The sequence below is a fragment of the Butyricimonas faecalis genome, from assembly GCF_003991565.1.
GTDB lineage: Bacteria > Bacteroidota > Bacteroidia > Bacteroidales > Marinifilaceae > Butyricimonas > Butyricimonas faecalis.
On record NZ_CP032819.1, the window covers coordinates 2,444,726 to 2,460,165 of the forward strand.

11 protein-coding genes and 1 pseudogene are annotated in these 15,440 nt (G+C 45.2%); 3 read left to right on the plus strand and 9 right to left on the minus strand.

Going from position 1 to position 15,440, the window contains the following annotated elements; all coding sequences use genetic code 11:
* Positions 1-66: 66 nt before the first annotated feature.
* The 9 genes and pseudogenes from D8S85_RS10695 to cobU all read right to left on the minus strand — a co-directional run bounded on the left by D8S85_RS10695 (position 67) and on the right by cobU (position 12,677).
* Positions 67-1,200, minus strand: a complete 1,134-nt coding sequence (locus D8S85_RS10695; protein WP_106480698.1) for a hypothetical protein — start codon at positions 1,198-1,200, stop codon at positions 67-69.
* Positions 1,201-1,624: 424 nt separating this feature from the next.
* Entirely contained in the window at positions 1,625-3,145 is a 1,521-nt protein-coding gene (locus tag D8S85_RS10700; RefSeq protein ID WP_106480699.1) for a PKD-like family lipoprotein, read from the minus strand.
* Positions 3,146-3,166: 21 nt separating this feature from the next.
* On the minus strand, positions 3,167-3,964 hold the full coding sequence (locus tag D8S85_RS10705) for a DUF4843 domain-containing protein (protein ID WP_106480700.1): 798 nt from the start codon (positions 3,962-3,964) through the stop codon (positions 3,167-3,169).
* A 15-nt stretch (positions 3,965-3,979) separates the two neighbouring features.
* Positions 3,980-5,467: a RagB/SusD family nutrient uptake outer membrane protein gene (locus tag D8S85_RS10710; protein ID WP_106480701.1), complete on the minus strand. Its 1,488-nt coding sequence runs from the start codon at positions 5,465-5,467 to the stop codon at positions 3,980-3,982.
* Between the two features lie 13 nt (positions 5,468-5,480).
* Entirely contained in the window at positions 5,481-8,660 is a 3,180-nt protein-coding gene (locus D8S85_RS10715) for a SusC/RagA family TonB-linked outer membrane protein (protein ID WP_228423192.1), read from the minus strand.
* A 537-nt stretch (positions 8,661-9,197) separates the two neighbouring features.
* Positions 9,198-10,052 (minus strand): DnaJ-like cysteine-rich domain-containing protein, encoded by an 855-nt coding sequence (locus D8S85_RS10720; protein WP_106480703.1) that lies wholly within the window; start codon positions 10,050-10,052, stop codon positions 9,198-9,200.
* Between the two features lie 62 nt (positions 10,053-10,114).
* Positions 10,115-10,876, minus strand: coding sequence for an adenosylcobinamide-GDP ribazoletransferase (cobS, locus tag D8S85_RS10725; protein WP_106480704.1), 762 nt, complete (start codon positions 10,874-10,876; stop codon positions 10,115-10,117).
* 172 nt (positions 10,877-11,048) lie between these two features.
* The gene (gene cobT / locus D8S85_RS10730) at positions 11,049-12,089 is read right to left on the minus strand and encodes a nicotinate-nucleotide--dimethylbenzimidazole phosphoribosyltransferase (RefSeq protein ID WP_106480705.1); all 1,041 of its coding nucleotides are present in this window, start codon (positions 12,087-12,089) and stop codon (positions 11,049-11,051) included.
* 73 nt (positions 12,090-12,162) lie between these two features.
* Positions 12,163-12,677: pseudogene (cobU, locus tag D8S85_RS10735) on the minus strand (bifunctional adenosylcobinamide kinase/adenosylcobinamide-phosphate guanylyltransferase).
* A 102-nt stretch (positions 12,678-12,779) separates the two neighbouring features.
* Here cobU and D8S85_RS10740 point away from each other — a divergent pair.
* Genes D8S85_RS10740 through D8S85_RS10750 form a run of 3 tightly spaced genes read left to right on the plus strand, consistent with a single transcriptional unit; the run spans position 12,780 to position 15,439 of the window.
* Positions 12,780-13,316, plus strand: a complete 537-nt coding sequence (locus tag D8S85_RS10740; RefSeq protein WP_106480707.1) for a histidine phosphatase family protein — start codon at positions 12,780-12,782, stop codon at positions 13,314-13,316.
* Between the two features lie 18 nt (positions 13,317-13,334).
* Entirely contained in the window at positions 13,335-13,907 is a 573-nt protein-coding gene (locus tag D8S85_RS10745) for a cob(I)yrinic acid a,c-diamide adenosyltransferase (protein ID WP_106480708.1), read from the plus strand.
* Between the two features lie 53 nt (positions 13,908-13,960).
* Entirely contained in the window at positions 13,961-15,439 is a 1,479-nt protein-coding gene (locus D8S85_RS10750; RefSeq protein ID WP_106480709.1) for a cobyric acid synthase, read from the plus strand.
* Position 15,440: the final 1 nt, after the last annotated feature.

A 15,440-nucleotide genomic window follows, 5' to 3' on the forward strand; every position in this document is an offset into this window, starting at 1 on the left:
GCGATTACATCCACGAAAATCCATCGAAAAAACTACATCCAAGTTCCTCAACCGTCATTTCACCAACTATTTAAACTTAACTTTCACCAATCGGGCAGACGTCTTTTCTCCCAACGAAAGGGCAAATTGTTTAAATATCTGCCGTAATAACGGGTCTTGTGTCTCCCGGACCACCTCTTCCGGCACGGGTTCTATAAGCGCGTAAAAATAGTCCTCGTCTGCCGAGAGAAAATGGATTTCCAAATTGGGATCTGCTTTCCAGTAAATTCCCGAATCCTTTCCCCGGGCATAAAGAAAATTGTACGCCACGGCTTGGGGACCACAGCAAGTGAAATAAAAGAACTTTCCACTCTCACATAAATAAATCGGCATCTTATAATAATCCGCCCTCATGTAGTCCGGCAACATCAAATCCTCTTTATCTTTTCCAAAATCATCCGGTATTCCCCGCTCACCCAAATCAAAGGTGTAAGCCTTCTCCAGTTCTCCTTTAGCATTCACCCGGTAACACGCATTATCACCTCCTTGCGTGCGGATCAGATAAGTATTCCCCACGGCCTGCGACACAAGGAAAATATTCACCGTAAACCCCACCTGCGGTATTGAACTCTCCACCTTTTTCCCGTTCCTGTCAAACCGGGTCACCAAGAAATGTCCCCGTTCAAAATTATTGGAACAAGGAGCTGAGACCGAATAATAATAAAACCCTCCATCCGGAGCCGGGGCAATCTCTTCAAACAAATGCAACGGTTCATTCATCGGGAGACGCTCAATTTCACGTCCATCATTCAAATCAAAAAATACGACTTCACTATCTCCATACGCAAACAACAACTTTTTCTGATCCACACTGATACAGGCATCCTGATGATAAGGACATTCCTCTCCTCGGTTATACTGCATCGAAAACTGATACTTCCCGGCAGCATCAAAACACATCACTTCCCGCCCATACATGAGAAACAGATCTCCCCCGGGACCAATTAACAATTTCTTGCGCATCCATTCCAGTGATCCGGCATCAAAACGCTGCTTAATCGGGATCACCTGTATTTCCTCAATCCGATCCGCCAGATCGGTAACCAAAGTACATTGTTCCAACGGACGTAATGCCCGAACTTGTTCTTGGGCTGAAAGCATGTGCCACCAAGATCCCAAACAACAAAAGCAAAAACAGATAATAATTGATTTCATTTTCATAAGTAGTTTCGGTATTTTACAAATTTACTGAAAATAATCGAAAATACGATGCTTTTTATCAACCAAAGTACAACTAAAATAAATATTCAAATTCAGATATTTACCGGCAAAGAAAGAGATTGCATCCGAATTTATTCTTAATAAATGATGAGATCCGGTGTACTACCTACTAATATATTTTCATAAAAGTATATTAGTACTTTATGAACCTTATTGTACATAAGGTTCATATAAGGTTTCTATAAGGTAGCTATAAGGTTCATGGTGCTAATACTCCGAATCTCATCAAGTAGAAAATACAAAGTCGTTATAGAATTCTTTATTACTTTATAGCTATTTCCCAAACACTTATAACACAAAAAGCACCATTCTCCCGCACGAACCGCGTTCAAATGGTGCTTCACTCACACATCAGGCAAGTATGCTAGTATTTCTTGAAATCAATGCTCTTGATCTTGCACAATCCGGACCAGCTAAAGCCGGGTACTTTCTCCACGAGAATGTTATTCGGGTCGTTAACAACCCGATACCTTGTCAGCGTCCCTCCCGTCTCTTTCGGTTGGGAGGGATCGTACGTTCCCAAGTAAAAGAAATCGTCATTGGTTCCCGTGTCAATTAAGATATCGTAATGCAACAACGTGATCTCCTGATCGCCGAGATCCTCCAACACCTTTGTCGTCTCCGCCACGTAATCATAGGCATACAACTTCGAACCTGTCGCGTAAATCAGATACGTGCGTTGCGCACTGGCCCCGAAGAATTTGGCCTTATCTAAGTCCGTGGCTTTTTCCAACGAGTATTTTTTATTTTTCACGATACTCTCCCATCCATATTGATACCTAAGCGCGTAAGAATACAGATAACGGTGTTCCTCCTTATCCTTCAATATCGTGTAGCAATACCCATCCAGGAAACGGCTGTTTATGCTCGTGACATAATCCAGTTCCGTTTTCCAAGAAAAGATTTCCACATCACTGCGCGTATCTTTCAATGTATCGCAATACCCGGCAGGAGTCCCGTAAGCCCGACCTCCGGTATAAACGAAACGCTGTTCGGTCTTGTTATATAGAATATAGTAATACGTCATCGCCTTGGGATTATAAGCGATCTTATCCCCAACATCAAAAAGATCATAGGTTCCCTGATAATGATTCGCCGGATTCTGGAATATCGAACTTTGAATCATGGAACTATTGTGAAACAATAAGTCATCAATAATAGCCGCCCGGTTATAGTTACGTATTTGACCTACATCCTGAAGCGTGAAATGTTCCAAGCTCCCCGGATCAAAGAAATTATACTTCAGGTGCGTGTGATCCCCTCCTTTAAAATCCTCGCGGGTCAAGCGATACGTTCCGTCTCCCGTGGACACGTGAATCATATTTGCCGTGTAATTATCGACCACCCACACTTTCACGGGATCTCTCAAAACGGGCAGCCCACTCTCTGCCAGAATGTCTTTCAACACAATGGTGTCCACGGAATACGTGATCATATCCATCTGAACTTCCCCGTTACTGTTCTCCCCTAGAATCACCCAACCGCTGGTGAGTAAATCCTGTACTTGAAAAGCCGTGGCACTCCAATACTCCATCGTGTTCAACGTATCTTTCACTTTGAAGAACAACGTGTATGTCTCGGATGGCAAACTTACCGGGTATTCCAAGTCACGCTCGTTACCGATAGGGTATTCCGTGAAACTAATACCATTAGAGCGAGCCACCCACTCGTATGTCAGATGCTTGTTGTCTTCCAATTTGAACCTCAGTTCCGGGAATATCCGAAGCGTATCCACATACGATGTGAGAAGATACGCCGAATCGAATCCACGCCTACCAATCGATATTTCGTTAAAATCATGATAATCGTAATTTCCTTTATCGTCATAACATCCTAGGCATAAACTTAATGCCAGCAGGATGAATAAACCTATTATATTTTTCATAGCTTTTTCTATTCAATATTACTAAACTAAAGGTCCTACGGCCATTTTCACCGGATTCCCGTCCTTGTCCACTCGATCTTCGTAGACGGTCTCCCCTTTGGCATCCATCTCCTTCAAATATTTATCCAACCCTTGGGCGTAAACCCGCTGTCTCTCCATATCCATCTCTGTCACATTATCAAAATCAGCCATCTGCAACCCGAACATCTCGCATAATAGTTTCATCTTTTTCTTGGAATAGGGGCCGAAATAATTTGTTGTCCATGCTTTCGGCTCGAAAACTTCATCCGTGAGTCCGACCACGTGACGGATTACATTTTGATTTTCCCGCGTGTAGTCTTTAAGTTCCAGAGGACGCCAAATATCCATCGGTAACGAGAAATATTCATTTTCCATCAATTGAAGAGTCACGTAATAGGTGGAATCCAACATCTTTTCCTGACGGAATCCAATGAATTCCACGTACCCGTCCCGTTCTCCGGCTGAAATCACATATTGCTTTTCCAAGGGAGAATAGTCTTCACCCACGGTTGCGGTCGTCAACGAATCGATTACGGCCAAAGTAAAATAACGGTCATACCCCGTAACCGGCCCCATCACCCGGACTTTCAGCCTCACCGTGGTATCATTCACCAACAGCAGAGAAAAAGGCAACAATGTCGTGTCTATATGTGCCCAGATTTCCGGATTTCCATACTGGCTGGGTGGTACTTCTTGAACACAAAAATAGATCCCGTCTTTTCCCTCGTAATCCATCATCTCCTTTTCGCACCCGATAAACGCCAAGATGACTGACAATAAAAATATATATTTTTTCATATGACGAAATTTTAACTAATTACCAATACCGTTTTCCTCTCTATAATCCCGTTCCGACTGCGGCAGGTCGAACAGGTAAAAACGCTCTTCCATGGAAACTACTTTCCCCTGTGTCTCCCCGGAAATAATTTCCGCTTTCCCTTTCCGTTTGTAGAGCCAAAATAATTGTCCCTCTCCCAAAAATTCCCGCCGAAATTCCTGTTCGATAACCGTCGTCAGGTCGACCTCATCCGCCACGTTTTTCACGTTACGCACCGATCTCACGGCATTCAAATAATCCCGCCCCACTTTCGGGTCCGGACAACACTCCGCCGCAATCAGGTACACCTCCGACACCCGGAGTACAGGCATAATGTAGGTGTACCCTTTACTGATTTCAGTCTTCGTATCCAAATCATCCACATCCATGTACTTGATCATGTGCGTGTATGAATTATTATCCGGGTCAACCATATCCGAGAACCAGTAAGCAAGCCTGAAGTCATTTTCATCCCCCTCGTACATTTCATTCATGATGTCTTTATCGATCCGCAACACGCTCCCCTGTTTCAAGTTAGGCCCGAAACCTACCGAGTACACGTTCTCTTTCCGTTTCAGATTGTATAACCCGAACAAAATCTCGCTTTGGAAGATACGGTCTTCCTTTTCGGTAGCAGCCACCTCTTCCTGGGTCACGAACGGAAACCATTTGTGCTCTTCGTGTATTCCCCGGATCATTTTATCGGCATACTCCCAAGCCATCTCCTTGTCCCCGCCATAGAGGGCCACCCGGGCTATTAAAGCTTGAACGGCATAGTAATTCAAACGCATGGAACGATAACGCATATCGTTCACCCCTCCATCCGGCTCATCCGCCCACACGACACCCTCTTCAATCACGGGATCATACCCGGCCAACAATTCCTCCGCGTTTTTCAAGTCTTCCATGATCAACCGGGCGATCTCCTTTGCCGGAAGCAACGGGTTGACTTTCGTCTCGGAGGTCAAGGCATAAGGCAAGCACTCGCTCTCCTTGTCACCGTTATAACTCGGACCGAATATCCGGAACAACTCGAAGTTCAACAAGGCCCGTAGCGCAAGCGCCTCTCCTTTTATGATGTGATAATACGTGTCATCCAGCACATCCCGATCTGATTCGCAATGCTCCAACAAGGTGTTGACGTTATTCAACAGGGTATGTGACCGGCTCCAAGTGCCACTCACGGCACTATTTTTCGACACGTTGTCAAAGGTTGCCAAAGAGGAATACGCGTGATCTTTTTCCCGACAAGTGTAATATTGGGCCAAAATATCAGGCATACCCCACGTTAACGTCTTCCCGTAAAGGCTACTGTTCAACAAGTCTATATAAATACCATTCAACGAGGTCATAAATCCATGGGAAGTGCGAAAAAGATCATTCTCCATAATCCGGTCTTCCGAACTGACTTTCAACCAATCGGAACAAGACATCGCCAAGGTGCCAAGCACCGCGCAAAATAATAATTTCAATCTTCGTATCATATTCACACTTGTTTTAAAATCTTACACCTAGAGAAAAACTGAGGGAACGAGCAAAGGGATAGTCCAATCCCCGCTCTTCTTTAAAAGAAGAAATCCGGAAAATATCGTTCATGTAAAAGCGTACATTCATGCCTTCGATTCCCGCTCCCCGCAACCAGGATGCGTTCAATTCGTAACCGATGGAGATTGACTCCCCGGAGAAGGTGTTCTCCGTCACCACGAAACGGGAAGAGAGCGGCGTGGATGAATAATCGTCAACGGCCTTGAACTTCGCCTTGTCGCCCGGTTTCTTCCAACGGTCGTACAAAGCCCGCTTGTCCTGATTTTTTACAATACTATTCAAATCGATGTTCTCCACCTTTTCATGTAATGCCGAAGCTTTTGTCTCTCCACCCAACCGGTAACGGAAGTTGACGGAAGCCGAGAATTTCTTGTAATAAAACGACATGCCGATAATGCCTTCCACGTCCGGCACCGACGATCCCACTACGACTTCGTCAGAGGCAGAATACACGAACGTCTGAGTGCCGTCTTTCTTCAAAAAGACTTCTCGTCCGGTAGCCGGGTCGATACCCAAGGAAGGGACTGCCCACAAATCATCGGGACTGCCCCCCTCGTAATAACGGTTCAACACGGTGGAACTGCCAACCCTGTTCATATAATTCAACTTATCCCCGATATCGCGAAATTCCGAATGATTCGCCCGGGCATTCATGTTGATGCTACAAGATACATCCTGTTTTCGAAGGAAAACGTAATTCAACGATGCCGTCCATCCGCGCGAGATCTGCCGTCCCAAGTTGGTATACAAACTCGTGGCGGCGGCAGAAGCAGGCATCGAGATAGAAACCAGCAAGGGGTCTGTATCCTTGAAATAATAATCAAAAGAGAAACGGATTCTGTTGTTGAGCACAGACAGGTCGACACCGATGTTTTTATCCTGCGTTCGCTGCCATTCCAAGTCCTTATTTCCATATTTCTCGATCAAAGCACTGGCTCCGAACATATTTTGCAGTTCCACGTTGTACACGTACGTCTTTTGGGATATATAGGCATCAAAATTCTCGTTCCCGGGATTACCGATGGATCCCCGGATCTTCAGATTATTCACCCAGCCCAACTTTTTCACAAACTCTTCGTTGTGAACGTTCCAAGCCAAGCCGACAGACCATGTTTTGGAAAAAAGCTTATTGCTACCGAAAACGGATGTCCCGTCTGCACGCAGGTTGAAATCCACCAAGTAGCGATTGTTGTACGCGTAATTCAAGTTCATGAAAAAACTGGTTGAACGCCTGCGGTTCTTCGAATAGGTAGGTTTCTGGTTCTCCCGAAAACCCGTGGAGTAAGCGGGATTCTTGTGAAAATCATCGTTAAAACCGACCACGTTGTAACCGGCAGCCTCGGTTCTCGATTCGTTGAACGACCATCCCCCGACGAAATTAACCTGATGAACGTTTTTGAATATTTTCCCGAACGTGATATTCAAATCGCCATTGTAGGAGAAGCTTTCATTCTGACTGGAAGAAAAAGAACCTTTTTTCAATTTTTCAGTCTCCAGGAAATCAACGTGATTCGGGGATTTGAAAGCCTCTGATTTCGTAATACTTTTTGAAAATCCCAATCGGGCACGCGTCCGCAAAGCGTCGAACACGGTCCATTCCATCGTGAAATTATCCCGCAACGCTAGCTCTTTGGAAGTGTTCGTGTTTTCAATATTCCACACGTATAACGGGTTAAACATATCCGCCCCGTAGATTCCCGTCTTTCTCTCCAGATACATGGGAATCGTTCCGTTATCCAGTCTCTTCTGGTAATAGGGATTAGCCCTTGAGAACTCGGAGAAAGCCACCGGTTCCCGCTCCGAATTGCTGATATCCAAACTGGCCTTGTTCGAGAAAAGAAGGCCTTTTTTCCGGTAGATCAAATCAATATTCACTCCCAAGCCATCACGGTTCGATTTTTTCATCACACCGTCACGATTGTTGTAGCTGATGCCCAAACCGTAACGCATGGCTTGATCTCCCCCGTCTATATACACGTTGTGGGAATGGTTGAACACGGTCCGCAAGGGTTCACTCAACCAATAGGTGTCCACACCCCTCAGCACTCCTTTCAACCGGGTATAATAGTCCGACATCTTTTGAAGTTTATCAACGAACCCGTCATATCCCTCCAAGGGAGAATAACGCCCGGCCAGTAATTCAAACTCCAGTTTCTCGGAGGCATTCATCAGATTATAGTCGGACAAGTCGGCAAACGAGATACCGTAATTGCCGTTATACGACAAACGTAACTGCCCCGCTTCCGGTGATTTGGTTTCCACGACAATGACGCCGTTAGCCGCCTTCGACCCGTATATCGCCGTGGAGGCCGCGTCTTTCAAAAGGGTAACACTTGCCACCCGGTCAATGTTCAAATTGATAATGGTTGCCAGCGTGGTCTCCACCCCATCCAAGATGAATAAAGGCTGGTTGGGGTCGTTTTCAAATTCTGCTTGCAACCCCACGACACTCGTTTTTCCCCGAATTTCAATCTTAGGCATCCGGTTCGGGTCTGATCCCCATTGTTTGCTTTCCACAACCATCATGGCAGGATCGAGAGTCTTTAAACTCTGAATCACATTTTGCGCACCCACCATTTTCAATTCCTGTGCCGAATACGTGGTGGCCGATCCCGTGTAACTGTTCTTATCCCGCGAATAGATACCGGTTATAACCACTTCCTCGATGCCCGTCACTTCGTCTTCCATCCTGATAATTACCCGCTTGCCCGGTGTCACGTCTTTCTCCACCGGCTTCATCCCGATAAACGAGAAGACCAATACGGATTTGCCCGCCTTGGTTGCCGGGAAACGGAATTCACCATTCGCGTTCGTGGATGTTCCTGTCGTGGTTCCTTTCAGTAAAATTGTTACCCCCGGTAACGGATTTCCCTCCGTGTCCATGACGTCTCCTTCGTAAAACGCCTGTTTCTGCGCACTCGATTTTCCTGACTCCGTTGAATCCTGACGAATGGAAACATCCGGTAATATATCAGAAATATCCCTTACCCGGGGAGAGACACCCGTCCCGGCTTGCAACAGCAACGGAAACCCAAGTAATAAAACGATAAACAATCGGGTAACCGCGGTGACTGTCCTTCTTTCCGATAGTAATTTTTGCCGAAAAAATTTCCTGTCATAAGTTTTTTTCATAACTTTGATTATTAATTGGTTTATAAAACTAATTGATGTAAGGGGGTGATATTCAACGTGCAAAGTTTAGGATTCACCCTCTTCTTTCATTTTTCTAATGGGGAAATCTTATTTATCTTTCATGCGTGTAAATTTTGGGTTTATATTCATTCCGTTCATTTTAGTTAAACTGCAATCTTTATATCCTTTATCCATCGAAAATTACTTGTATAAACCGACCCCCAAAAATGGCGCAATAAAAAAAGCGGGGACCATTTTACTATACTTACTTCGTGGTATCGCCAAACACCAGTCATACAATATAGACAACAGCCCACGCTTGACCAGCGTGAACAATATGCCTAATCTGTATGACAAAAATTGGCGATTTTCGAAGTAAGATTAGCACAAACTCACAATATTTTCAAGACAGGCTCTCCTGCCTTTTTATTTCATATTCTGCAAATATATAAATACTTTTTCGTTTTTCAATATCTTTTTCAACTTTATAATCAGCTAAAATTATGCTACATTGATAAACTTAAAAAGAACATTTCGTCACTTAAATAATTTACCTAGAAGCACAATAACCGCAATGATACCAATACATAACAGCGCCCAATCACTAAATGACCAACTATCATCATCAATACGCTCCACGTCTCCCTCCATCTCATCAGCCTCATAGCGTCTATTTTGGGATTCGTAATAATTAGAGCTCGCATCATTTTCTGTCGCGTAATAAGAACTATCATCAACAGACTCGTTACGCTTCTCACGTCCCTCACCATATTCGTTCGATGATGAAATACCGTTTTGCTCGTTCATGCGTTTCCGTGCACTATCAAAAAAGAGCTTTATATTAGCAATAATTTGTTCCTTATTCTCGGGTTCTCGATATTGCAATGGTCCTGTTCCAGTACCTCTACACGCGATACACATGCCGGAACCACTACAAGCAATACATATATTCGTTGCATCGAGATCGTAATTAGGGACGCCACCACATATCGTGCAACGAGTGGAACCATTGCATGTACTACACGGGGGATAATACGGTTGTTCTCGCAAAGATTCCAAAAGACCGAGCAACGTTGTATATTCTGCCGGCTCCAAGTAACCAAGCAATTCTGCCGACTGTTCCTGCATTCGAGCTTCAGCAGAACTTACTTTTCCTTGCACAACCCCGCTTCCTCCACACACGTCACAATAGTCCGTATGAGGTGGATAAACCCACTCCTCGCAAACCGGACATTTTCGTTTATGCCCACGAGCGCCAAAATTTGAGGTTGAAGGAAATATCGTAACACGGCCTTTACCATGACAACGAGGACAATCCTCCGCAAAAGAAGGAAGTACCCATAATAACATTGCCCCAAACAGCAATATCCGAGATAAAATTGATGTTTTCATTTATGTATAATTTTACATTTTTAATGACAAAAGTACAAAATTATCATTTCCTGTGAATCTTTCTAAAACAAGAATTGATACCGACACCAAATTACCAACACGCTCAAATAGAAAACCTGTTCAATGATTAACACGGATGCACCGCAACAATCTCCCGTGTACCCCCCAATCTTGAGTTTCAAGAAAAAACGTAACCCGACAGCCGTTACTACAGCCGGGATCATTGCGAAACAGAAACTTGCATCTTTTAAAAAGAAAAAGGGGACCAAGGTGATCACCCCTACAAGCACGAATATTAGCGTACGCACTTTACTGTAAACAAGCTTTATTTTACTTTCCTCTTCTTTCCTCGCATAAGGCAACGTATTTATCATCACGGCTGTACATAATTTGGAAAAACAATCTGCCGCAATCACGATCGGGAAAACCATGGCCGGGTCAAAACTGGATAACAAGGAATAATACAGCATAAAATAAAGCACCAAACCGATAGTTCCGTAACACCCGATGTGCGAATCCTTCATGATGGCCAATATTTTCTCCTTGGAAGTTCCCCCTCCAAAGCCGTCAAAGAAGTCCGCCAACCCGTCTTCATGCAATGCTCCGGTCAATAAAATTCGAGCAATAATAGCTAAAACACACGCTACCTCTAAAGGAACAAATTGAGCCGCTAACCATAAAACTCCACCGGTAGTTGCTCCCGTCAGGAAACCGACTATCGGCCAATATTTAATCACATCGGTGAAATAACGTTTGTCCACGTTGACGATCCGCCACAAGGGTAAGCGGGTAAACATCATGATTGCTGCCAAAAGAGAACGCATAGTGATTTTAGATTTAATGATTTTAGATTCCAGCCGCACGGGGCAATGCTTTAACTACCCCCTCTAACTCCCCCTTACACAGGGGGAGGACACGCGACATTGTTACATTGAGCGTATTTAGATTCATTTCCTCTTGTGCAAGGAGGATTGTATTTCCACTTTCAATTTTCAATTACTTAAAGTACTTCGTGACTGAGGCCGTCTTGAATGAAGCCATTTCGTTGATCATGTTCACGGCTGAAACGAGCAAGGGGTAAGCGCAAATGGCACCCGTTCCCTCTCCCAAGCGTAAACCGAGATTCAATAAAGGTTGGGCATGCAGAAAGTCTAAAACCAATTTATGTCCACACTCATCACCTTGGTGACCATAGATACAGTAATCCGTCAAAGCAGGGTACAACATCTTTCCGGCAAGCACACAATTCGTCATGATGAAGCCGTCCACGATAATGACCATCCCCAACTCGGCTGCCCGCAACATCCCCCCCACGGCAGCTACCATCTCAAAGCCCCCGAAATAACGGGTAATATCTTTGGAAGTGCCATCTCCCTTATAATTTTCCATACAACGCTTCAGTACATTATATTTATGCTCGACACCTTCTTTCGACAACCCGCTACCTGCTCCCACACAATCACTCAACGGAATTCCGGTTAAATAAGTCATCCACAAGGAAGAAGAAGAGGTATTGGCTATCCCCATCTCCCCGAAACTTACCACGTTCGAACCCTCATCATGTACCATATCCACGATCTCCACACCGATCTCGATAGCCCGGTCAAATTCCTCCGGGGTCATGGCTGCCTCGTACAGATAGTTCGATGTACTTTTACGAATTTTACGGTCGATCAACCCCTCCATGGGTTCAAAATCCGCATTCACCCCACAATCCACCAATTTAATCCCGAAATGATGCTGCCGGGCAAACATATTCACCCCGGCACCACCCTTGATAAAATTAAAAATCATCTGGGCCGTCACCTCGGGAGCAGAAAAACTAACACCCTCCTTCACAATCCCGTGATCTGCCGCAAAAATAATATTCTGGGGCTTTCGCAATTCCGGGGAAAGAGTCTGTTGAATCAACCCAATCTGATGTGCCGTTTTTTCAAGCAACCCCAAAGATCCCTTGGGTTTCGTCAAATTATTAATTTTATCTATCAGAGCTTCCGATATCGCCTTATCGGTCTCGTTTATCACAAAACTTCTCATACAATTGAAGATTGAAAACTGAAAACCGAAAATGAGAAATACATTTTCAGGATTCAATTCAGATTACACAATATTATTTTATTCGCACGGCTATTCCGGAAACCATCAGGACAACTTCGTCCGCCCGAGCCCCTATATACTGATTCACCCAACCCTGCAAATCCGTAAATCGCCGCTGGATCGGGTCAACAGCCACTCCTCCCATTCCGATTTCATTGGTGACAAAAATAAACGTTGCCTCCTGCCCGGTAAAACGATCAAACTCATCCTTGATTTCCTGCAATGATTTATCCACGTTGGAATCATTATCAAAAAGAAGTTTGTACTCCACAAGGTCACGCAATCAATAACCACCACACGCCCCTGCACATCGCATTTACTAATTGCTTTTTCTTCTTCCAAATTCGTCCATTGCGGTCCACGATCCTGTTGGTGACGCTTCACCCGCTCCCGAAATTCATCATCCCACACCCTTGAAGTTGCCAAATAAACAGGAGTTTCCGTCAACTTTAATGCTAACTCTTGAGCGTACCGACTCTTTCCTGATCGCTGCCCTCCTGTAACTAAAATTATTTTTCTTTGTATCATGACGACAAATTTCTCTGTTTTTTTAAGAAATACAAAGTAATCTCACGAAAAATCTGTAATAATATTTACTAACTTTGTAAGTTAGAAGTCTAAAAAGAAGTGATGATGGAACTCATATTATCCCGACACGGGGAAACACTAGAAAATCAACAACATATACTCCAAGGCCAACTTCCTGGAACTCTATCTCCATTAGGAATAGCACAAGCCGAAAAACTAGCAACGATGCTTCAAGAAGAAACTCTTGACAACATTGTTTCCAGTGATCTGGCCCGAAGCTATAACACGGCTCTCGCTGTCGCCCGGAAACATGGACTGACACCGCACCCGACTCCCCTCCTGCGGGAAATGGACTGGGGCATATACACGGGCAAGCGCTTGGATGATGTAGATTGGACCAACCTGCCTCCCAGTGTAGAATCTTTAGACGCTCTTTTCCAGAGAGCCATCGATTTTATTGACTATTTAAAAAAGAATTTCCCCGGACAACGGGTTCTCGCCATCGGGCATGGAGCATTCAACCGGGCAATTATCGCGTACCTCAACGGGAAAAAAGCCATTGACATGATCGACCTTCCCATCATGGAAAACACGAGTTGCCTGTATTTTACATTGACAGACGATAACCAAACAGTATAATCCAATTGAATATTGAACATGAGAATATACACGAAAGGCGGAGACAAGGGAACGACGGGAATATTCGGCGGAAGCCGGGTAGATAAAGATGATATTCGCATTGAAGCAAATGGGACACTGGACGAGCTAAACGCCACGCTGGGGGTTATCCGGGCCTTACTGGACGAAAAGGATGAACAGCAGGAAATCCTAGCATACATCCAGCGGGCGTTAATGGTAGTCATGTCACAAGTGGCAACCCCCTCAAACATCCGAGAGCAAAACCCCAACATACTTCCGGAAGATATCGATCAGTATTGCGAACAACAAATTGATCGCATGAACAGCGAAATGCAACACCCTTCCACTCACTTCATCCTGCCGGGCGGAACTCTGATTTCGGCTCAATGCCACGTGGCCCGCACCATCGCCCGTCGAGCAGAAAGAAGACTATGTACCTTAAACAAAACGGACGAGGTACCCCCACTTATCCTGCGGTTTGTAAACCGTCTGTCGGATCTGCTATTTACCATGGCTCGCCGGGAAATGGATCAGCAAGGGGCAGAAGAAGAGAGATGGCAGGCGTTCCTTTACAAAAAAAAGAACAAGTAGCGTCCGCCTCGTGCATTGGAATCTTAAATCTAAAATCTTAAATCTAAAATTAAATGTCTTTTCTTCGTTCAATCATGTTTGTCGGGACCTGTTCGGATGCGGGTAAAAGTATTGTCAACACGGCATTTTGTCGCATTTTCAAACAAGATGGCTACCACCCGGCCCCTTTCAAGGCTCAGAACATGTCGTTAAATTCCTATTCCACCCCCGACGGGCTTGAGATAGGACGGGCACAAGCGGTACAAGCCGAAGCATGTGGTATCGCCCCGGAGAGCGACATGAATCCCGTTCTGCTGAAACCCACGAACGAGCAATGCTCGCAGGTCGTGTTAAATGGAAAACCTGTCGGGAACATGTCCGCCAAAGAATATTTCATGTCCAACAACAAGGCTGAATTATTCAACCAAGCATACGCTGCCTACGAACGCTTGCAAGCCCGCTACTCTCCCATCGTACTGGAAGGAGCCGGGAGCATCTCGGAAATCAACCTGCGGGAAAGAGACATCACCAACATGAGGATGGCACTGCGCACGAATGCCGCCACGTACCTGGTGGCCGACATCGACCGGGGAGGGGTATTTGCCTCCGTCTACGGTTCCATCGCCCTACTTTCTGAAGAAGAAAGAAAACTGATCAAAGGAATTATCATCAACAAATTCAGAGGAGATATATCCCTCTTCAACGAGGGAAGAAAGATTATCCATGATCTCACGGGCATTCCTGTCGTCGGTGTAATTCCCTATTTCAAGGACATTTATATTGAAGAAGAAGATTCCGTCTCACTGGAGACCAAAAACACCAAAGCCGGAAGCGGTAAGATCAACGTGGCCATCGTACTCTTGAAACGCCTTTCCAATTTCACGGACTTCAGCACGCTGGAGCGAGACGAGCGATTCCACGCTTACTACACGAATAACGTGGAAGAGATTGGCAAAGCCGACATTATCATCCTGCCGGGGACAAAAAACACGATCTCCGATTTGCGGAATATCCGGGAAAACGGTATCGCGGAGGCAGTCATCCGGGCACACAAGGAAGGCAAAAAAGTGATCGGCATCTGCGGGGGCTACCAGATGATGGGAGCCCGAATCGAAGACCCGGATCAGATAGAAGGTGATATGACCGCCATTCCCGGACTGGGTATCCTCCCTCTCGTCACGACCATGGAACCCGAAAAAGTCACCTGCCAGGATCAATTCACGTTCCGCGATCACCCGGAAACCTGCAAGGGATACGAAATTCACATGGGACGAACAACCCTATTGGACGGAGCATCAGAATCTCCGCTAAATCGTCTACATGACGGGCGAACGGACGGTTATTTCCTGAATGACAAATGCTGGGGCACTTACCTCCACGGCATTCTGGACAACGACATCGTTCTCAACGAACTGGCGGAAGGACTGACCCAAGCAACACCCACAATCTTTAATTACATCGATTTCAAAAACCAACAATATGACAAACTGGCCGACCACGTACGCACACACGTCGACCTGCCATACATTTATTCCACCCTTAAAATCAAATAAC

Coding starts and splice junctions, on each gene's coding strand:
- D8S85_RS10715 (WP_228423192.1), bottom strand. CDS start 8,660: ATGAAAAAAACTTATGACAGGAAATTTTTTCGGCAAAAATTACTATCG.
- D8S85_RS10745 (WP_106480708.1), top strand. CDS start 13,335: ATGAGAATATACACGAAAGGCGGAGACAAGGGAACGACGGGAATATTC.
- D8S85_RS10720 (WP_106480703.1), bottom strand. CDS start 10,052: ATGAAAACATCAATTTTATCTCGGATATTGCTGTTTGGGGCAATGTTA.
- D8S85_RS10705 (WP_106480700.1), bottom strand. CDS start 3,964: ATGAAAAAATATATATTTTTATTGTCAGTCATCTTGGCGTTTATCGGG.
- D8S85_RS10700 (WP_106480699.1), bottom strand. CDS start 3,145: ATGAAAAATATAATAGGTTTATTCATCCTGCTGGCATTAAGTTTATGC.
- D8S85_RS10695 (WP_106480698.1), bottom strand. CDS start 1,200: ATGAAAATGAAATCAATTATTATCTGTTTTTGCTTTTGTTGTTTGGGA.
- D8S85_RS10740 (WP_106480707.1), top strand. CDS start 12,780: ATGATGGAACTCATATTATCCCGACACGGGGAAACACTAGAAAATCAA.
- D8S85_RS10750 (WP_106480709.1), top strand. CDS start 13,961: ATGTCTTTTCTTCGTTCAATCATGTTTGTCGGGACCTGTTCGGATGCG.
- D8S85_RS10710 (WP_106480701.1), bottom strand. CDS start 5,467: ATGATACGAAGATTGAAATTATTATTTTGCGCGGTGCTTGGCACCTTG.
- cobT (WP_106480705.1), bottom strand. CDS start 12,089: ATGAGAAGTTTTGTGATAAACGAGACCGATAAGGCGATATCGGAAGCT.
- cobS (WP_106480704.1), bottom strand. CDS start 10,876: ATGCGTTCTCTTTTGGCAGCAATCATGATGTTTACCCGCTTACCCTTG.